Origin of the sequence: Kitasatospora sp. NPDC058162 (genome assembly GCF_042884005.1) — a bacterium.
GTDB lineage: Bacteria > Actinomycetota > Actinomycetes > Streptomycetales > Streptomycetaceae > Kitasatospora.
Window position 1 is genome coordinate 100,429 of sequence record NZ_JBHVUS010000007.1, and the last position, 17,394, is coordinate 117,822.

Genomic DNA, 17,394 nt, shown 5'->3' on the forward strand with positions numbered 1-17,394 from the left:
CAGCGATACGAGCACACACGGACGTTCGGGGGAGCCGGGGAAGCCAGTGGAACTTCGTCAGTTGCGCGTCTTCGAGGCCGTGGTCGCCCACCGCACCGTCACCGCGGCGGCCGTGGCGCTCGGCCTCGCCCCCTCCTCGGTCGCCGAGCAGATCCGCACCCTCGAACGCGGCCTGGACACCGAGCTGTTCGACCGGGCCCCGCGCGACCTGGCCCTCACCGCGGCCGGCGAGCGGCTGCTGCCCTGGGCCCGCCGACTGCTCGACCAGGCCGATCAGGCCCGCCGCGAGGTGACCGCCGACCGCGCCCGGCTCCGGCTCGGCGCGCTGGCGACCATAGCGGCGACCCACGTTCCGGCCCTACTGGCCCGGCTCTCCGAACACCGCCCCGGCCTCGACGTCTCCCTGCACACCGACACCGCCCGGGACGGCCTGCTCGGCGGCGTCGCGGCCGGGGCCCTGGAGGCCGCGCTCATCCTGGACACCGCCGGCCCGCTCGGCGAACTCGGCTTCTACCTGCCGCCCGCCCCGCTCGACCACCTCGACCTCCAGGACGTCCCGCTCGCCCTGGTCGCCGCCCCCGGCCACCCGCTCAGCGGCGCCACCACCCTCACCCGCGAGGACCTGCGCGGCCAACGGCTCCTGGTGAACGCCCCCGCCTGCTCCTTCCGGCTCGCCGGCGAGCGGCTGCTCGGCCACGACCTCGAACGCGTCCGCACCGGCGGCATCGCCGTCACCCGCGCCTGCGCCGAACAGGGCCTCGGCATCGCCCTGCTCCCCGAGTCCGCCGTCCGGGAGCCGCTCGCCTCCGGCACCCTCGTCCGCCTCCCCCTCGCCCCACCACCCCTCCACCTCCGCCTGGTCTGGCGCGCCGACCGCGAGCCCACCCCCGCCCTGCGCGAGGCCCTGCACGCCGCCTCGGCCTGAACTCCCCTGCCGGACGAGGCGAACGGGCAGACCAACGGCGCGCCCCGGAACCCCGGGACGCGCCGTCCGCCTGCCCGACGTCCGTCAGGCCTTCGGGCCCGCCGACTGCACGACCTCGAAGGACCACAGCGTGGACCCGGAGGCGGCCGGACGCTTCGGCGCCTCGCCGCCCTCGCCGCCCTCGCCGCCGCCACGGTGGGCGGCCTGCATCGGGCCCTCCATCCAGGCCTTGAAGTCCTCCTCGCTGCGCCAGCGGGTGTAGACCAGGTACTGGTCGGTCCCCTCGACCGGGCGCAGCAGCTCGAACCACTCGAAGCCGTCGGAGTTCTCCACCGCGCCGACCCGCGAGGCGAACCGCTGCTCCAGCACCTCGCGCTGCTCGGCGGGCACCGTCAGGACATTGATCTTGACGACGGACATGCCGCTCCTCACTGATCCGCCGGGGCCGCGCGTTCGGCGCGGCCGCCGGCTCGGTTGCTGCCTACGACCAGCAGTCTCCTACACCTCACACGGCGGAGGTCGGGCGATGCGGGTCGGGCGCCGCGGCTCAGGCGATCCAGGTCGGCAGGAGGCGCTCGGCGTCGCGCGGGGCGAGGGCGCAGGCGCCGTCGGGGGTGCGGGCGTCGGGGTTGTAGGCGTGGGACGGGGAGGGGGAGGCGACGAGGGCGGTGAAGCCCTCGGCGGTGGTGATGCGGCGGGGGGCGTCGGCGGGGAGGACGAGGGTGTCGCCGGCGGCGACCGCCAGGGTCTCGCCGGCCAGGTCGACCTGTGCGGAGCCGGCGAGGAGGGTCCAGATCTGCTCGGTGTCCATGGCGTGCAGCGGGCCCTGCCGGTCGGCGGGCATCTCGACCCGCCACTGGGCGAGGGCGGTCGCGCCCTGGGTGGGCGAGGCGAGGGTGGTCATGACGGCGTTCGGGGTCTCGGTGCGGCGGGCGTCGGCGGAGCGGATCACGGGCATGGTGAAGGAATCCCCTAAGATGGACAATGGAGTTGTCTATATGGTCAATGAGGTTGTCTATCGTGTCAAGCGAACCCACCCCGCCCGGCTTCGAGCTGCCGCTGCGCATGCTGCTCGCCTTCCGCACGATCATCGACGAGCTGCACGAACGCATCGCCCGTGAAGGACACCCGGACCTGCGCCCGATGCACGGCTTCGTGTTCCAGGCGATCGGCCCGCAGGGCACCACCGCCGTCGAACTCGGCCGCCGGCTCGGCGTCTCCAAGCAGGCCGCGGGCAAGACCATCGAAAGCCTGGAGCAGCTCGGCTACGTCGAGCGCGGCAGCGACCCGGCCGACGCCCGGCGCAAGGTGGTCCGGCTCACCGGGCGGGGTGTGGACTGCCTGGTCCGCTCGGCGCGGATCTTCGACGAGCTGCGCGCGGAGTGGTCCGCCACCCTCGGCGAGGAGCAGCTCCGCCAGGTCGAGGACGGCCTGCGGCTGCTCGCCCCCGGGGACCCGTTCCGGCTCGACACCCCTCGCTGGTTCGGCGCCCCGTGAGCTGAGCGACAATCGGGGTCCGTACGAACCGCCGGGGGGATCGGATGAGTCGGATGAGGACGCGCACGGCGCTCGCCGCGACCACCGTGCTGCTGCTCGCCGCCTGCTCCTCGACGGCCTGCTCCTCGACGGCCGGTTCGTCACCGGCCGGCTCCGGGCGGATGTCCCCGGGCACCCGCAGCTTCGGCACCGCCACCTACGGAGTGCCCACCGGCAACGCCCCGCACCGCCTCTCCGACGGCGCCGTCATCCTGCTCACCGGCGCCGCCGAGGCCGACCGCACCGGACGCGTCCACGAGGGCCGGATCGAGCCGGACGAGTTCGTCGACCCCCGCAAGGACGGCGACCCGGCGCTCACCGCCGCCGTCAACTGGCTTGCGCAGCAGGCGGCTTGTGCCAAGTCCTGAACCCGGGGCCTAGAACGACCGCCCCTCCCCCCGGTACGGCGGCTGCGGGCCGGTCGGCGGGTCCGGCCGGTCGCGCCGGTCGGCGCAGAGCGTGGAGCTGAGCCGGGTGAGCAGTGCGGCGAGGTCCTCGTACTGCTGCTCGTCCCAGTCCCCCAGCAGTTCGGCGAGCTGGGTGCGCCGGGCCGCGACCAGCCGCAGCGCCGCCTCCTCCCCCGGCTCGGTGAGCCGCAGCGGCAGGCCGCCGGTGCGGGCGGCGAGGCCGCGGCCCTCCACCTCCCGGACGGCCTCCTCGACGACCGAGACGGGGACGACCCGCCGCTCGGCCAGCTCGGCGGGTTCCACCGAGCCGTGGTGGTGCATCTGCAGCAGCAGCCAGCTGGAGGCGGGCAGCAGGTCGAGTCCGGCGGTGGCGGTGATCCGGCGGAAGAGGTCGCGCCGGGCCTCCCGGGTGCTCAGTACGGACAGGGCGCGGGCGATCTCGTCCAGGGAGGACCGTTCGACCGGGTTGATCCCGATGGACTCGCTGAGGTCGGGCGCGGTCACCGTGGAGCGCAGCTTCTGCTCCCGTAGGAACAGCGACAGCACGAAGGCGACCACCGTGACGGGCACCGCGTACAGGAACACCCGGGTGATCGACTCGGCGTAGGCGTGGTGGACCCCGGCCTGGAGGGCGGCCGGCAGCCGGGTGATCAGGCGGGGGTCGGCGGTGATCGCCTCGACCCGGAAGCCCGGTGGCAGCGGCTGCCCGGCCAGGGCGTCGGCGAGCCGGGAGCGCAGTCCGCTGGCGAAGACCGTCCCGAAGATGGAGACGCCGAAGGAGGCGCCGATGGAGCGGAAGAAGGTGGCGCCGGCGGTGGCCACGCCGAGGTCCTGGTAGCCGACGGAGTTCTGCACGATCAGCACCAGCACCTGCATCACCAGGCCCAGCCCGAGGCCGAAGACCAGGAAGTAGAGGCTCATCTCAGCGGTGCCGCTGTGCTCGTCGAGCCGGGAGAGCAGCAGCAGCCCGACCGTGGTGACGGCCGTCCCGGCGATCGGGAAGGCCCGGTAGTGGCCGGTGCGGGCGACGATCTGGCCGGAGCCGATCGAGGTGAGCAGCATGCCGAGCACCATGGGCAGCATGTGGATGCCGGACATGGTGGGCGAGACCTGCTGGACCACCTGGAGGAAGGTCGGCAGGTAGGTGAGGGCGCCGAACATCGCGAAGCCGACCACGAAGGAGATCACCGCGACCAGGCTGAAGGTCTGCGACCGGAACAGCCGCAGCGGCAGGACGGGTTCGGCGGCGCTCCGCTCCACCTGGACGAAGACGAGCAGCAGTGCCAGTCCGAGCACGCCCAGGCCGACGACCTGCCAGGAGCTCCAGGCCCAGGTGGTGCCGCCGAGCGAGGTCATCAGCACCAGGCAGGTGGCGACGGCGGCGATCAGCGCGGTGCCCGGGTAGTCGATCCGGTGCTCGCGCCGGACCTCCACGCCGTGCAGCACCGCGGCGATCACCACCAGGGCGACCACGCCGATCGGCAGGTTGACGTAGAAGACCCAGCGCCAGCTGAGGTGGTCGACGAACAGGCCGCCGAGCAGCGGTCCGAGGACGCTGGTGACGCCGAAGACGGCGCCGAAGAGGCCCTGGTACTTGCCGCGGTCCCGGGGGGCGACGAGGTCGCCGACGATCGCCTGGGAGAGCACCATCAGGCCGCCGCCACCGAGGCCCTGGAGAGCACGGAAGGCGATCAACTCGCCCATGTTCTGGGCGACTCCGCAGAGCACCGAGCCGATCAGGAAGATCACGATGGAGGCCTGGAAGAACCGCTTCCGGCCGTACATGTCGCCGAGCTTGCCCCAGAGCGGGGTGGCGGCGGTGGACGCCAGCAGGTACGCGGTGACCACCCAGGAGAGGTGGTCCAGGCCGCCGAGGTCGCTGACGATGGTGGGCAGCGCGGTGGAGACGATGGTCTGGTCGAGGGCGGCCAGCAGCATCGCCAGCAGCAGGGCCCCGATCGGCACCCAGAGGTTGGGGACGGTGGCCCCGGGCGGGCCGGACCGGGGCGCCGGGCCCCGCTCGGACGCGACACGGGGGTCCGTCATGGCGTCACCACAGGCGGCATGGCCTCTCCGTAGGGTCGCGGGGCCGGACGACCGGCCGCCCGGGTGGATGATCACTCCCCGTTCCCCATGCTGGCAGATATGCCCCGGTTTGCGCCGTCCGGTTGAGCCGAACGTAAGCACCGGGCCCGCCACTCGCGTTCCGGTGGTTTCCCCGGGGGCCAACCACCACCAACCGGCACAACACCCCCGCCGGGGGCCGGACGCCCCTGTCCACCCTCCGGTACGTCCTGCATAATCAGGCCCGATCGCGAGACCCGAGAACCGAGGAGGACCGGCCGATGCCGGACCAGCACTGCCCGACGTGCGGCACCGCACGCTCCACCGGGTGCAGCTGCCTCCCCGACCGGAGCCTCGACGAGACCACCGTCCTCCCGCACCTGGAGGGCCCGCCGCTGGTCCGCCCGTACGTGCCGCAGGCGCCCGAACAGGTCGCCGACGAGCCGCAGCTGACGGCCGACCCGTTCGCGACCACCGTGCTGCCCCCGGTCGGACCGATGCACCCGGTGCATCCGACGCACCAGGCCCACCAGGCGCAGCAGGCCCAGCAGGCACAGCCGCCGGTCACGCCCCCGCTCGGGCCGGACGCCGACGCCTACGCGACGACCGTCCTGCCGCCCGTCCCGGGGCCCGCCCCGGACGCGTACGGCAACGGCGCCACCACCGTCCTGCCCCCGGTCCCGCCCGGCCCGGTCGGCCCTGGCGGCTCGGGCGGGCCTGCCGGCCCGGCCGGCTCCGGGGAGGAGCTCGGCTACTTCCCGTTCGACAACCGGGCCCCCGAGCCCGATGCCCTCCCCGCCGGCGGACGGGCCGCCCGGCGGCAGGCCGAGCAGTCGGAGCGCAGCCCCTTCGCCGGGCGCAAGGGACTGATCGCGGGCGTCGGCGCCGGACTGCTGGCGCTCACCGTCGGCCTCGCGTACGCCGTGACGCCCTCCTCCGCGCCGAGCCACCAGGCCGAGCCGGTGCCCACCGCCTCGCTCGCCCCCGTCCCGGTGGACCCGCCGACCATGGCCGCCCCTCCCACCACCACCTCGGCGCCGCCCAGCGACACGCCGACCCCCACCGCCACCCGCACCGCCAGACCCAGCCCGACCAGGACCCCCACCCCGACGCCCACGCCGACCCCGACACCCACCCCCACGCCGACGCCCACCCCGACTCCGACGCCCACCCCCACGCCGACGCCCACCCCGACCCCTCGGCTGCTCCAGATCGGGATGAGCGGGCCCGACGTCACCGCCATGCAGCAGCTGCTGGTCAATGCCGAGTGCGGATTCGTCGACAAGTCGCTCGTGACCGGCACCTTCGACTACTGGACCCGGACGACGCTGCAGGACTACCAGCGCCAGAACCGGATCAAGGGCGAGAACGGCGTCTACGGTCCCAAGACCCAGGCCACCCTCGCCGCCGACCCCGGCTGCTGAGCGGGGCCGGGCGGCGGGCGACCGCCGCCATCCGGTGAGCGCCGTCAACCAGTGAGCGCCGTCAGCCGGTGATCGCCCCGAAGATGCTGACCCCGGCCAGCACCACCATGATCGCCGCCGCCACCCGGATGATCAGCTTCATCGGCACGTGCTTGAGCAGCTTCTGACCACCCACGATGGCGATCCCGCCGACCGCGCACAGCGCCAGCCAGGAGCCGAGGCCGACGGCGATCGGATCGGCGTACTTGGCGGCCAGGTTGGCGGTCATGATCTGGGTCAGGTCACCGAACTCGGCGACCGCGACGACCACGAAGCTGGTCCCGGCCACCTTCCAGAAGCGGTTCGAGGACGGTTCCTTGGCGGCGTGCTCGTCCTCGTCCTCGCCGCCGTGGAACAGCAGCATCGCGGCGCCGACCAGGAACAGCAGGCCGGTGATGCCCTCCACCCAGCGGTGCGGCAGCAGCGAGAGCAGGTGCCCGGCGACCAGCGCCAGCACCACCTGGACCAGCATCGCCGCGGCGACGCCCGCGAAGACGTAGCTCGCCCGGTACTTGGTGCCGAGCACCAGGCTGGCCAGCGCGGTCTTGTCCGGCAGCTCGGCCAGGAAGATGATGCCGAACGTCAACGCGGCAACGGTCAAACTCATCGGAGGAAACCCCTCGGTCGGCTGTCCGGCCTCCGCAAGTCCGTCAGGGGACTCTTCGGCCCGACAGCACTGGAAATGGTCACAGCACTGCGGCCGAAGGTCTCGCCGGCAGCCGCCAATCGAGCGGTGCCCCGGGCGCCGGGCCCCTGGGGGCCAGTATGTCGACGGTCCGGTGGAGGGCTACTCCCCTTCAACGCGCTCCAGCCTACCCGACGTCGCCGACGGGCCCGGTCGTCACCAGCCCCCGCCCGACCAGCTCCAGCACCACCACGACCGCCACCGACTCCACCGCCAGCAGCCCGACCAGCACGAACAGCTGCACCGCCCCCGCCTGCACCGGCGAGGCGCCGCCCAGCAGCATCCCGACGAAGGCCCCGGGCAGGGTGACCAGGCCGACCGTGCGGGTCTGGTCCAGCGCCGGGACCAGCGAGGTCGCGGCCGCCGTACGGCAGATCTCCAGCCGGGCGTCCCGCTCCTCGAAGCCGAGCGCCAGCGCCGCCTCCACCTCGCCGCGCCGCTGCCGCAGCTCGTCCAGGGCGCGCCGCCCGGCGAGCGAGGTGGCGGTGAGCCCGCCGCCGATCAGGATGCCCGCGACCGGGATCACCGACAGGCCCTTGAGCGGCAGCAGCCCGACGGCCAGCAGCAGGGCGAGCACCGGCAGCACCCCGGCGCCGATCGGGGCCGCCGCCCAGACCCAGCCGGGGCCGGGGGTCATCCGCCGGCCGGCGGTGCGCACCGCGACCGTGAACATCAGCAGCACGAACAGCGCCGACCACCACAGCGAGGCGACCACCCAGCTGATCACCGCGGCCACGGCGGCCAGCTGGACGACCGCCCGCAGCCCGGCCCGCGCCACCGCCCGTCCGTGGCCGAGCAGGCCCCGGCCGGCCACCGCCACGGCGGCCAGCAGCAGCACCGCCGTGACCGCCCCGAGCACCGGGGTGACCGGCAGCAGCTGCCCGCCGCCGGAAGCCGCCAGCGCCACCGGTGCCGGTAGCGGTGCCGACAGCAGTACCGGTGCCAACAGCGGTACCGGCGCCGACAGCGGCATCAGATCCAGCTGGTGAACCACATCCGGTCCTGCCAGGACGACATCGGGATCACCTCCGCCGTGTACAGCGGGTAGAAGAAGGCGAAACAGCCGACGATCGCGAGCACGATCAGCCCGGCCGCGATCGCCCCGTACCGGCGGCGCTCGGGGCTGCAGCCCACCGGGCCGAGGATCGCGCCGAGCATCTGGGCGACGGCCAGGCACAGGAACGGCACCAGCACGACCATGTAGAAGGAGAAGATCGTCCGCTCCTGGTACTGGAACCAGGGCAGGTAGATCCCGGCCACCGCGCACAGCACGGCGCCCGAGCGCCAGTCCCGGCGGAAGAACCAGCGCCACAGCAGGTAGACCAGCGCGAAGCAGGCCGCCCACCACAGGAACGGGGTGCCCAGGCCCAGGATCTGCGCCGAGCAGCCGCCGGAGGAGGTGCAGCCGCGCGTGCCGGTCGGCACCTGCTCCCAGTACATCGAGACCGGGCGGCCGTCGACCAGCCAGGCGAAGGGGTTGGACTGGTACGTGTGCGGGGTGCTCAGGCCGGTGTTGAACTCGTACATCTGCGAGTGGTAGTGCCACAGGCTGCGCAGCGGCGCCGGGACCCAGCTCATCGACACCTGCGGCAGCGGGATGCCGAAGGCGTGGTCCGGGGAGAGCCCGGCGCGGCCGTCGGCCCAGTGCCGGTCGTAGCCGCCCCCGCCGCCGGCGCCACTGGCCAGCCAGCCGCTCCAGGCCCCGACGTACACCACCAGGGCGGAGCCGACCATGGCGAGGAGGGCGGGTACGGCGTCCCGGCGCAGCATGGACCGCCAGGGGTGGCGGGCACCGGCACCACGGCGGCCGGACTGGTCCCAGAGCACGGTCAGGACGCCGAAGGCGGCGAGGATCGGGGCGCCGTTCCACTTGACGGCGCAGGCGGCGCCGATCAGCACCCCGGCGGCGATCCGCCAGGGGCGCCACCCGAGCCGCACGTCGTCGCCGTCGGTGACCCCGGCCAGCCGGGCGCGGACGTGGTCGCGGTCGATCAGCAGGGCGCCGAAGGAGGCGAGCACGAAGAACATCTGGATGCCGTCGAGCAGGCCGACCCGGCTCATCACCAGCTGGAGGCCGTCGACGGCCATCAGCAGCGCGGCGGTGCAGCCGACCAGGGTGGAGCCGAACAGCCGGCGGCCGATCCGGGCCAGCATCAGCACGCTGAGGGTGCCGAGCAGAGCGGTCATGAACCGCCAGCCGAAGGGGTGCAGCCCGAACAGCTGCTCGCCGATCGTCATCACCCATTTGCCGAGTGGCGGGTGGGCGATGAACTCCGGCGAGGAGCTGAGCGGGATGGACTGCGGGACGGCCAGGATGTCGGCGTTGGCGTGGTCGGGCCAGGTGCCCTCGTAGCCCTGCTGGAGCAGTGACCAGGCGTCCTTGGGGTAGTACGTCTCGTCGAAGACGAAGGCGTTGGGGTACCCGAGGTTCCAGAACCGCAGCAGCCCGGCGAAGAGCGCGACGCCGATCGGGCCGAGCCAACCGGAGCGGTCGGCCGCCCAGCGCAGCAGTCCGCGCGGGGCCGGTGCCCGGTCCGGTTCGGCGGTGGCCGGGGCCGCCGGGGGGTGCGTGAGCGCCGCTTGCGTCATAGCCTCGCCGATTCGCCTGTCTGCGGGGCCCGCGGTGCTGCGCCGGGCCCGGGTCTGCTGCCCCGGCCGGGGCCTGGGCGGTCAACAGCCACTGACACTATGTGGCGGTGCCCGCGAAGCCAAGCGCGACGGGCGCCGACCAGGTGACCCGGTCGGCGCCCGTACAAGAGGCCGATTCAAGCGGCCGATTCACGCGGCCGCACCGTGCAGTTGATCCACTCGGCCGTCCGCCGTCACGCGGCGGTCTGCAGCTCCCGGACCAGGGCCGGGGTGCGGACCACGGCCGGGGCCGCGTTGTCCTGCTCGGCCGTGAGGTACGGGCGCAGCCGCAGCGCCATGACGACGATCAGCACCGTCGAGCCCGCCATGGCCGCGAGGTAGAGCGGCCAGGTGCCGGAGCCGACCAGCAGCACGCCGACGGCCGGGCCGACCGCGATCGCGATCTGCTTCACCAGGGCGTACCCGGCGTTGTAGGTGCCGAGCAGCCGGGCCGGGGCGAGGTCCGCGACCATCGGGCCCATGGTGGGCGCGAGCAGCGACTCGCCGACGCCGAACAGGGCGTAGATCGAGACGATGGCGACCGTGGCGGCCATGGTCTCCGTCCGGATCAGACCGGCCACCAGGGCCATCGCCCAGGCGCCCAGCCAGACCACGCCGGCCGCGGCCATCGCGGCGGTACGGCGGTGCCGCGCGGTGATCCGCACCATGAACATCTGCAGCACCACGATGGTCACCGCGTTGGCGCCGATCGCGAGGCCCAGGGTGGACGGCGCGGTGCCGACGGTGTCGGTGGCGAAGGCCGCGACGCCGGACTCGAACTGGCCGTAGCAGGTGAAGAAGATCAGCCCGGCGAGGATGCTGAGCCGCACCATCGCCTTATCGGCGAGCAGGGCGCGCAGGCCGGTCGGGCCGGTCGCCGCGCCCTGGACGACGCTCAGCTGGGCCTTCGGTATCCGAGCGGTGCCGGTGACCAGGGCCAGGCCGAGGAAAGTGACCGCCTCGATGGTGAACAGCCGGGTGAGGCTGGCCGGGTCGGCCACGTTCACGATCTGCCCGCCGACCAGCGCGCCGATACCCATGCCCAGGTTGACCAGGGTGAACTGCAGCGCGAAGGCGTGCGAGCGGGTCGCCGCCGTGGAGCAGCGGACGATCATCGTGGCGAGCGCCGGCTGGCAGGTGGTGACACCCGCGCCGAACAGGAACGAGGAGACCAGCAGCTCCGGGGTGCCGGTGGCGTGGCCGAAGGCGAACGCGCCGGTGGCGGCCAGGGCCGCACCCGCCAGCAGGACCGGACGGGGGCCGTACCGGTCGATGCCGCGCCCGGTGAACGGGAGGACCGCGAGCGCCGCCAGCGCGAAGACGGTGAACACCATCCCGGCCGCCAGCGAACCCAGCCCGCGCACCTGGTCCACGTACACGAACATGTACGGCATCGTGAACCCGCTGCCGAACGCGCTGAGCGCGTTGCCGATCTGGACGCGGCGCAGCGGGCCGCCCGCCCCACGTCGCTGCTGCCTCTGCTGCTTCACCGTGCCGGTCACCGTGCACATCCCTTCCTGTTTCCACTGGAACTCTTAAGCCCAGAAGATTTCAGACCTAAACTCTGTCGAGATAAAGTCTTAGCACCGGAAGACTGCGGAGTCAAAGGCTTAAGGAGTGCACGCCCGTGCGACACTGGTCCGCATGACTACGGACAAGCCGCCGCCGGCTGCCGACAAGCCCCCGCGGGCCACCCCCCTGGAGCTCGGAATCGCCGAGCAAGTGGCCCTCTACCAGCGGGAGTTCCCCACCGTCGACCCCCAGGTCGAGACGATCGTGCAGACCCTCAACCGGGTCTCCCGGCGGATGGGCGTCGCGTACGACCGGCAGCTGACTGTGCTCGGGATCACCTCCGCCGAGTGGGAGGTGCTCAAGGCGCTGGTGGTGAGCGGCAGCCCGTACCGGCTGGGCCCGGGCGAACTGGCGAAGCGGCTGGGGCTCACCCCGGCCGCGATGACCCACCGGATCGACCGGATGGTGGCCGAGGACCTGGTCACCCGGGAGCGGGACGAGTCCAACCGGGTGCGGGTGATCATCGAGCTGACCGAGAACGGCCGCGACAAGTGGCTGGAGTCGATGCGGATGGCGGCGGTGTTCGAGGAGGAGCTGCTGCAGGACATCGCGGGCGAGGAGCGCACCGCGCTCTCCGGCCTGCTGGCCCGGATGCTGCGGCGGATCGAGGAGAGCCAGCCGGGCGCGCCCGGGCGCACGGCCGACCTGGCCTGAGCGGGCCGCCGGAAATGACGGAGTCCGGCTCGCCGGGGGATGCTCCCCCGGCGGGCCGGACTCCGTGTTCGTTCAAGGTGCCGCTTCAGGTGCCGCGAGGTCCGTCAGGCCCTCGGACGGCGGCGGTCAGCCGCTCAGCAGGGGCCGTTGTCGGTCCAGACGCCCCACTGGCCGCTCTGGCTCGGGTCGTCGCCCTTGGTCCACCACTTATTGGTGTAGTAGTGGCCCTTCCAGGAGACCTTGGTGCCGCCGGCCGCGTAGGTGGCGTTCGGGTCCCAGCTCGGGGCGGCCGAGCAGGTGGCCGGCGAGGTCGGGGTGCCGGTCGGGGTCCCGGTGGGCGTACCGGTCGGGGTGCCGGTGGGGGTGCCGGTCGGGGTCTGGGTCGGCGTCGGGGTGCCGGTCGGCGGGGCCGGGCAGCCGGCCGCGGAGCCGTTGGTGGCGTTCACCATCGTGTCGAACAGGCTGGTGTTGGTACCCAGGTCGTACAGCGAGAAGGCGAAGGAGCCGCCGAGCCCGTTGCAGTGCGCGTAGTCGAGCTTGGCCTGGATGGACTTGGCGTTCTCACCGCTCCAGAAGGTGGTGCCGTCGTAGAAGTACGCGGCCTTGGCGTCGTCGTCCCAGAAGGTCTTGGACGGGTTGTCGACGAAGCCGCCGAGCTCCTTGTACATCTGGATGCCGGGGACGTTGCCGGACATCGCGGCGCCGGCGGCGGGGGCGGTGGCGGGCTGGAAGAGGCCGTTCTTGCCGTTGTTCTGGACGCCGGTCCAGCCGCGGTAGTAGAACGGCACACCCATGTTGATCTTGTTGGCCGGGAAGCCGCCGGGGATGCCGTACTGGGCGTCGCCGACCGTCCACGCCTTGATGGCGTTGTCGATCGAGTACTTGCCGTTGCCCGGCTTGGCCGGGGTCGACGGGTCGTTCGGGCCGGAGTAGATCGGGGCCTGGTGGTTGGTCGGACCCTGGGGGTCCCAGCCGCCGTGCATGTCGTAGGTCATGACGTCGAGGAAGGTCAGGTACTGACCGATCTTGTCGGTCTCGACGTTCATGATCTTGTCCTGGCCGGCGCCGACCGCCGCCGAGAGGGCGTAGGTCTTGCCGTCGGCCTTGCCCTGGGCGTCCAGCTGGTTGCGGAACTCCTGCAGCAGCAGGGTGAAGTTCTGCTTGTCGGCCGGGCTGGAGATGTTGCCGGTGTGGCCGCCGCCGCCCGGGTACTCCCAGTCGATGTCGATGCCGTCGAAGACGCCGGCGCCGGTGCCCGGGCCGCCGTAGCCGGCGTCGGACGGGAGGTTGCCCTTGATGAACATGTCGAGGCAGGACGAGACCAGGTGCTTGCGCGAGGCGTCCGTGGCGGCCGCCGACGAGAAGTACTTGGAGTAGGTCCAACCGCCGATCGACAGCAGGACCTTGAGGTTGGGGTTCTTCGCCTTCAGCTTCTTCAGCTGGTTGAAGTTGCCCGCGATCGGCTGGTTCCAGACGTCGCCGACGCCGTCCACCGAGATGTCCGCGCCGAAGCTCTTCTGGTAGTCGGCGAACGCGTCGGCCGCGCCGTCACCGGCGTTGGGGTTGTTGTCGTTGGTGTCGGCGGCCTTGGTCGCCTCGAAACAGCCCAGGTCGGTCGGGGAGATGTTGGCGAAGTCGTAGATCAGGTAGTCCAGCTTCCCGGCCACGCCGGTGTCCTGGATCGTCTTCGGGTAGTACGCGTTGGCGTAGACCGACCACTGGTCGAAGTAGGCGACCTTGATGCCGCCGCTGGTGGCGGCCGCGCCGGTGGAGTTGGTGGTGGCGGCGTTGGCCGCGCCGCCTCCGGACAGCGCGAGGCCCGCGCCGAGCAGCAGGGAGGCGGTGGTGCCGGCCGCGACGGCGGCCAGGCTCTTCGGGCGGCGCCGGCGGGGCCCGTCCGGAGCCGGGGTCCCGGCCCTTTCAATGCGTGAGCGCAGCATGGGTGCGTGACTCCTGGGTGTGGGGGTTCCGTCGCCCGGTGGGGTCGCGCGTCCGGGGTGGGGCCGGACGACCGGGACATGACAGATCAGGGGTGGGAATCGAGCGGATAGGCCATGACGGACACCGGGATGCGCCGAACCGGCGCCACCGGCACGAGGCCTGTGACGCCGGTTCAGGGGCTCCCTGCACCTGGGGAATAAAAATGGACTAGACCAACTCGCCCGTCAAGGGGTCCTGTTGGCCTTGAGACCCGCTTAAGGTTCCGCACCCGCCCCGCAGCGGACTCGCACCGGCCCCGCAGCAGACCCGGTCAGTAGCGGACGGCGTTCGCCACCTCGGCCTTGACCGTGCCGCTGAGCTCCCGGTTGGCCTGCGCGGTGGCCTGGGCACTCTGGCCCGCGGCCACGTCCTGGACGGTCACCGCGGTCGCGTCCAGCAGCGTGCCGCTCCCGTCGGTGAAGTTCACCTGGACCACGTACCGGTACGACTGCTGCCCGTGGTTGGTGACGGTCAGCTGCGCCTGCGCCTTGCCGTCCGAGCCGGTCGTCACCTCGCCGACCGAGACGTCCCCCTTGGCGTCCAGCCCGCCCTTGATCCCGGCGACCGCCGAGGAGGCCTCCGAGACCGCCGCCGAGGCCTCCGCCTGCGCCGAGCCCAGCAGCCCGCCCACCCCGCCGGCCGCCGAGGCCAGCGCCGACGCGGCCGACGCGGCGGCGCTCGCCGCCTTCTGCACCTCCCCGGCCGCCGCGGAGGCCTCACCGCGCGCGCTCTTGCCGGAGGAGCAGCCCGCGAGCACCGCCGAGCCCAGCACGGCAGCCGCCAACACCCCTGCGGCCAGCCTTCGATGACGCTTCGTCAGGACGGCCGGGCGCTGCGCGGTGCGGCGCGGCCCGGAGGTGGCTCGGGTGAGCGGCTGGCGGTCCATGAGGTCCTCGTTCCTTCCGGCGCCGGGCTGCCCGGCACACCTCCCCGCCCACCCTCCGCGCCGCCCGCCGACCCCGCCAGCAGGGGTGCTGCCTCCGGGTGAGGCCGCGGGCCCGACCTGATCCACAGGACACGCCTCAGGACAGCCCGGAGCCCTCCTGCTCGTCCGCCTCCACCGCCGCCCGCTCCTCGCGCAGCCGCACCAGGTGACGGCGCCGCGCCACCACCCCGTACGCACTCGCCGCGCTCGCCACGAAGGCCAGCGCACCGACCCACGGCCGGTCCAAGACGTGCCCGGTCGCGTGGTCCAGCGAGTACCGCCCCGGGCCCGCCAGGCCCATCGCCAGGGCGGTCGCGCCGAGGAACGCCGGGTACTCGTAGCCGCCGCTGGTCATGAAGAAGCCCGCCGGGGCGTGCACCGCCACGGCCCCGGCCATCGTCCCGGCCACCACCGCGCCGGCCGCCGGGGTGGCCAGCCCGGCCACCAGCAGCGCGCCGCCGCCGGCCTCGCCGACGCCCGCCGCGATGGCGCTCTCCCTGGCCGGGTGGAAGCCCATATGGTCCATCGCCTGGGTGGTGCCCTCCAGGCCGCCGCCACCGAACCAGCCGAACAGCTTCTGGGTACCGTGCGCGATCAGCACCCCGCCGACCGCGCTGCGCAGGGCCAACAGGCCCAGGTCCCTACGGTTCAGGCACATGTCGCATCCTCGTTTCCGGCAAGGAGTGGTCCTACCTACCTCCATGGCACCCGAGAGCGACCGCGCGCTCGACCCGGGGCCGCCATCCGGGCGAATCCGCGTCCGACCAGGAATGCTTGGCCCATGTTCGTCTTCAACCTGGGCAGCGCCTTCATCACCTTCTTCGCCGTGGTCGGCCCGCCGAAGACCCTGCTGACCTTCGCCAGACTGGCCGGCACCAGGAGCACCAAGGAGCTCCGGCGGCTGGCCGCGTGGAGCACGGTCGTCTCGGCGCTGATCGGCCTGGTCCTGGGCTTCGGCGCGGACGAGCTGACCACGCTCTTCCACATCAGCGACCAGTCATTGCAGCTCGCGGGCGGGGCGATCTTCTTCGTCTACGCCGTGGCCCTGGTCTTCGGCCTCCACCTCGGCGCGGACGGCGACGACGACGAGCATCTGGCCAACCCGCTGGCCGACGGCATCCGCGAACTGCTGCTGCCGTACATCGCCAGCCCGCTCGCGATCACCGCCGTCCTGGTCGCCTCCCTCAACCAGGACAACTGGGGCTGGAAGGCGGCCGTCGCCGGGGCGTACGTGGGTGTCGCGGTGCTCAACTACCTCTGCGTGGCCGTGCTCGCGCCGCTGATGAAGCGCACCCACAGCACCTCGCTGGAGGTGGCGTCCCGGCTGCTCGGGCTGCTGCTCGCGGCGGTCGGCGTCGAGCTCTTCCTGGAGGGCCTGGCCGGGCTCGGGGTGCACCTGCCCGCAGGGCACTGAACCGGCAGGCGCCGAGCGGGCGGGCGCCGAGCCGACGGGGCGCCGAGCCGACGGGGCACCGAGCGGGCGGCCGTCAGGCGAACGGCTCAGCCAGCCGCCAAGAGGGTCAGCACCTCGCCGATCCGCCCGCGCACCAGCGGGTCGGCGACCAGCCCGTCCGGGCCGACCGTGCCGCGCTCCAGCGGGATCCGGACGCAGGCCTCCGCCAGCACGGCCGCGCCGGTGTAGCCGAGGACGGTGCCCAGGGTGGCCTCGGCGCCCTGGCCGCGGCCCGGTCCGGCGCAGTTGATCCAGGCCGCGGGCTTGTCGGAGATCTCGATCCCGCCGACCGTCCAGTCCAGCAGGTTCTTGAAGGAGCCCGGCAGCGTCCCGGCGTACTCGGGGGTGCAGACCAGCAGCGCGTCGGCCGCCCCGATCGCCGCCCGCAGCGCGGCCACCGGCTCCGGCAGCGGGTCGGTGTCGTGGTCCGGGTTGAAGTGCGGCAGCCCGGCCAGGCCCGTGTAGTACGTGGTCCGGACGCCGGGCAGGGCGTCGGCCACCGCGGCGGCGGTACGCAGCACGGCCTCGTTGGCGGAGCCGGCCCGCAGGCTCCCGGGCAGCAGCAGGATGTGGCGCTCGTTCGACATGCCGAGGAACCTACTCCTTGACGTGCGCGTCAAGGCCAACCGGCCGCTGCCACCGAAGCCCGCCGTCAGTTCGGCAGCAGCGGCCGCCAGGGCACCGGGCTGGAGAGGATCATCGAGCTGGCCGGCGGCCCGTACCCGCCGAGCCGGTCGCAGAGCTCCTCGAACCCGGCCATCGTGGCGACCGCGACCAGCAGCACGCAGCAGGCCCCGCCGGTGACCCGGTGCAGCTGCAGCACCTCCGGCCAGGTCGCCACCTCGGGGTCGCGCAGCACGCAGCGCGGGCCGTAGCACTGGACCTGGACCAGCGCGGTGATCGGCAGCCCGGCCCGGGTCGGGTCGACGTGGGCGTGGTAGCCGCTGATCACCCCGTCCGCCTCCAGGCGGCGGACCCGTTCGGCCACCGCGGGTGCGGACAGGCTCACCCGGCGGGAGAGTTCGTTGTACGAGAGCCTGGCGTCGGCCTGGAGTTCGGCCAGCAGGCGGCGGTCGACGGCGTCCATGACGGCTCCCGAGAA

18 protein-coding genes are annotated in these 17,394 nt (G+C 73.1%); 6 read left to right on the forward strand and 12 right to left on the reverse strand.

The features are described from left to right. The first annotated feature begins 46 nt into the window (after positions 1–46). Entirely contained in the window at positions 47–925 is an 879-nt protein-coding gene (locus tag ACFVXG_RS16155; protein WP_387927996.1) for a LysR family transcriptional regulator, read from the forward strand. Positions 926–1,009: 84 nt separating this feature from the next. Here ACFVXG_RS16155 and ACFVXG_RS16160 read toward each other — a convergent pair whose 3' ends face one another. Both ACFVXG_RS16160 and ACFVXG_RS16165 read right to left on the reverse strand, forming a co-directional pair. Continuing rightward, positions 1,010–1,345, reverse strand: coding sequence for an antibiotic biosynthesis monooxygenase family protein (locus ACFVXG_RS16160; protein WP_387927997.1), 336 nt, complete (start codon positions 1,343–1,345; stop codon positions 1,010–1,012). Between the two features lie 127 nt (positions 1,346–1,472). Beyond that, the gene (locus tag ACFVXG_RS16165) at positions 1,473–1,883 is read right to left on the reverse strand and encodes a cupin domain-containing protein (protein ID WP_387927999.1); all 411 of its coding nucleotides are present in this window, start codon (positions 1,881–1,883) and stop codon (positions 1,473–1,475) included. 47 nt (positions 1,884–1,930) lie between these two features. Here ACFVXG_RS16165 and ACFVXG_RS16170 point away from each other — a divergent pair, with 47 nt between their 5' ends. Further along, a complete protein-coding gene (locus ACFVXG_RS16170; protein WP_387928001.1) occupies positions 1,931–2,422 on the forward strand; it encodes a MarR family winged helix-turn-helix transcriptional regulator in 492 nt (163 codons plus the stop codon). Positions 2,423–2,475: 53 nt separating this feature from the next. After that, on the forward strand, positions 2,476–2,829 hold the full coding sequence (locus ACFVXG_RS16175; protein WP_387928003.1) for a hypothetical protein: 354 nt from the start codon (positions 2,476–2,478) through the stop codon (positions 2,827–2,829). Between the two features lie 9 nt (positions 2,830–2,838). Here ACFVXG_RS16175 and ACFVXG_RS16180 read toward each other — a convergent pair whose 3' ends face one another. Further along, entirely contained in the window at positions 2,839–4,914 is a 2,076-nt protein-coding gene (locus tag ACFVXG_RS16180; protein WP_387928005.1) for a DHA2 family efflux MFS transporter permease subunit, read from the reverse strand. Positions 4,915–5,213: 299 nt separating this feature from the next. Here ACFVXG_RS16180 and ACFVXG_RS16185 point away from each other — a divergent pair, with 299 nt between their 5' ends. Beyond that, complete coding sequence (locus tag ACFVXG_RS16185) at positions 5,214–6,356, forward strand: peptidoglycan-binding protein (RefSeq protein ID WP_387928007.1); 1,143 nt, start codon at positions 5,214–5,216, stop codon at positions 6,354–6,356. 61 nt (positions 6,357–6,417) lie between these two features. On the opposite strand, the gene ACFVXG_RS16190 is transcribed toward ACFVXG_RS16185, so the two are convergent. From ACFVXG_RS16190 to ACFVXG_RS16205, 4 genes are all read right to left on the reverse strand, one after another. Continuing rightward, positions 6,418–7,002: a TMEM165/GDT1 family protein gene (locus ACFVXG_RS16190; protein WP_350504675.1), complete on the reverse strand. Its 585-nt coding sequence runs from the start codon at positions 7,000–7,002 to the stop codon at positions 6,418–6,420. Between the two features lie 205 nt (positions 7,003–7,207). Further along, positions 7,208–8,074: an ABC transporter permease gene (locus ACFVXG_RS16195; RefSeq protein WP_387928009.1), complete on the reverse strand. Its 867-nt coding sequence runs from the start codon at positions 8,072–8,074 to the stop codon at positions 7,208–7,210. Beyond that, complete coding sequence (locus tag ACFVXG_RS16200) at positions 8,053–9,669, reverse strand: dolichyl-phosphate-mannose--protein mannosyltransferase (RefSeq protein WP_387928011.1); 1,617 nt, start codon at positions 9,667–9,669, stop codon at positions 8,053–8,055. Before ACFVXG_RS16200 ends, ACFVXG_RS16195 begins: the two co-directional genes overlap by 22 nt. 233 nt (positions 9,670–9,902) lie before the next feature. After that, positions 9,903–11,210: an MFS transporter gene (locus ACFVXG_RS16205; RefSeq protein ID WP_387928013.1), complete on the reverse strand. Its 1,308-nt coding sequence runs from the start codon at positions 11,208–11,210 to the stop codon at positions 9,903–9,905. A 142-nt stretch (positions 11,211–11,352) separates the two neighbouring features. Between ACFVXG_RS16205 and ACFVXG_RS16210 the strand changes: the two genes are divergently transcribed. Then, positions 11,353–11,934 carry a MarR family winged helix-turn-helix transcriptional regulator gene (locus ACFVXG_RS16210; RefSeq protein WP_387928015.1) on the forward strand — a complete coding sequence of 194 codons (582 nt, stop codon included), beginning with the start codon at positions 11,353–11,355 and terminating at the stop codon, positions 11,932–11,934. A 134-nt stretch (positions 11,935–12,068) separates the two neighbouring features. On the opposite strand, the gene ACFVXG_RS16215 is transcribed toward ACFVXG_RS16210, so the two are convergent. From ACFVXG_RS16215 to ACFVXG_RS16225, 3 genes are all read right to left on the reverse strand, one after another. Next, a complete protein-coding gene (locus ACFVXG_RS16215) occupies positions 12,069–13,874 on the reverse strand; it encodes a glycosyl hydrolase family 18 protein (protein ID WP_387928016.1) in 1,806 nt (601 codons plus the stop codon). A 311-nt stretch (positions 13,875–14,185) separates the two neighbouring features. Continuing rightward, positions 14,186–14,800 carry an FxLYD domain-containing protein gene (locus ACFVXG_RS16220; protein WP_387928018.1) on the reverse strand — a complete coding sequence of 205 codons (615 nt, stop codon included), beginning with the start codon at positions 14,798–14,800 and terminating at the stop codon, positions 14,186–14,188. Between the two features lie 136 nt (positions 14,801–14,936). Then, a complete protein-coding gene (locus ACFVXG_RS16225; RefSeq protein WP_387928020.1) occupies positions 14,937–15,497 on the reverse strand; it encodes a DoxX family protein in 561 nt (186 codons plus the stop codon). 123 nt (positions 15,498–15,620) lie between these two features. On the opposite strand from ACFVXG_RS16225, the gene ACFVXG_RS16230 reads away from it, so the two are divergent. Continuing rightward, positions 15,621–16,253 (forward strand): MarC family protein, encoded by a 633-nt coding sequence (locus ACFVXG_RS16230; protein ID WP_387928022.1) that lies wholly within the window; start codon positions 15,621–15,623, stop codon positions 16,251–16,253. Between the two features lie 86 nt (positions 16,254–16,339). On the opposite strand, the gene ACFVXG_RS16235 is transcribed toward ACFVXG_RS16230, so the two are convergent. Both ACFVXG_RS16235 and ACFVXG_RS16240 read right to left on the reverse strand, forming a co-directional pair. Further along, on the reverse strand, positions 16,340–16,879 hold the full coding sequence (locus ACFVXG_RS16235; protein WP_387928024.1) for an NADPH-dependent FMN reductase: 540 nt from the start codon (positions 16,877–16,879) through the stop codon (positions 16,340–16,342). Positions 16,880–16,944: 65 nt separating this feature from the next. Further along, the gene (locus tag ACFVXG_RS16240; protein ID WP_350504685.1) at positions 16,945–17,379 is read right to left on the reverse strand and encodes an Lrp/AsnC family transcriptional regulator; all 435 of its coding nucleotides are present in this window, start codon (positions 17,377–17,379) and stop codon (positions 16,945–16,947) included. Positions 17,380–17,394 lie beyond the last annotated feature (15 nt).

What these genes read in the sequence shown, in the direction of transcription:
- ACFVXG_RS16235 (WP_387928024.1), bottom strand. Translation starts at nt 16,879, where the DNA reads ATGTCGAACGAGCGCCACATCCTGCTGCTGCCCGGGAGCCTGCGGGCC.
- ACFVXG_RS16170 (WP_387928001.1), top strand. Translation starts at nt 1,931, where the DNA reads ATGAGGTTGTCTATCGTGTCAAGCGAACCCACCCCGCCCGGCTTCGAG.
- ACFVXG_RS16210 (WP_387928015.1), top strand. Translation starts at nt 11,353, where the DNA reads ATGACTACGGACAAGCCGCCGCCGGCTGCCGACAAGCCCCCGCGGGCC.
- ACFVXG_RS16225 (WP_387928020.1), bottom strand. Translation starts at nt 15,497, where the DNA reads ATGTGCCTGAACCGTAGGGACCTGGGCCTGTTGGCCCTGCGCAGCGCG.
- ACFVXG_RS16230 (WP_387928022.1), top strand. Translation starts at nt 15,621, where the DNA reads ATGTTCGTCTTCAACCTGGGCAGCGCCTTCATCACCTTCTTCGCCGTG.
- ACFVXG_RS16215 (WP_387928016.1), bottom strand. Translation starts at nt 13,874, where the DNA reads ATGCTGCGCTCACGCATTGAAAGGGCCGGGACCCCGGCTCCGGACGGG.
- ACFVXG_RS16180 (WP_387928005.1), bottom strand. Translation starts at nt 4,914, where the DNA reads ATGACGGACCCCCGTGTCGCGTCCGAGCGGGGCCCGGCGCCCCGGTCC.
- ACFVXG_RS16220 (WP_387928018.1), bottom strand. Translation starts at nt 14,800, where the DNA reads ATGGACCGCCAGCCGCTCACCCGAGCCACCTCCGGGCCGCGCCGCACC.
- ACFVXG_RS16190 (WP_350504675.1), bottom strand. Translation starts at nt 7,002, where the DNA reads ATGAGTTTGACCGTTGCCGCGTTGACGTTCGGCATCATCTTCCTGGCC.
- ACFVXG_RS16240 (WP_350504685.1), bottom strand. Translation starts at nt 17,379, where the DNA reads ATGGACGCCGTCGACCGCCGCCTGCTGGCCGAACTCCAGGCCGACGCC.
- ACFVXG_RS16200 (WP_387928011.1), bottom strand. Translation starts at nt 9,669, where the DNA reads ATGACGCAAGCGGCGCTCACGCACCCCCCGGCGGCCCCGGCCACCGCC.
- ACFVXG_RS16165 (WP_387927999.1), bottom strand. Translation starts at nt 1,883, where the DNA reads ATGCCCGTGATCCGCTCCGCCGACGCCCGCCGCACCGAGACCCCGAAC.
- ACFVXG_RS16175 (WP_387928003.1), top strand. Translation starts at nt 2,476, where the DNA reads ATGAGGACGCGCACGGCGCTCGCCGCGACCACCGTGCTGCTGCTCGCC.
- ACFVXG_RS16160 (WP_387927997.1), bottom strand. Translation starts at nt 1,345, where the DNA reads ATGTCCGTCGTCAAGATCAATGTCCTGACGGTGCCCGCCGAGCAGCGC.
- ACFVXG_RS16185 (WP_387928007.1), top strand. Translation starts at nt 5,214, where the DNA reads ATGCCGGACCAGCACTGCCCGACGTGCGGCACCGCACGCTCCACCGGG.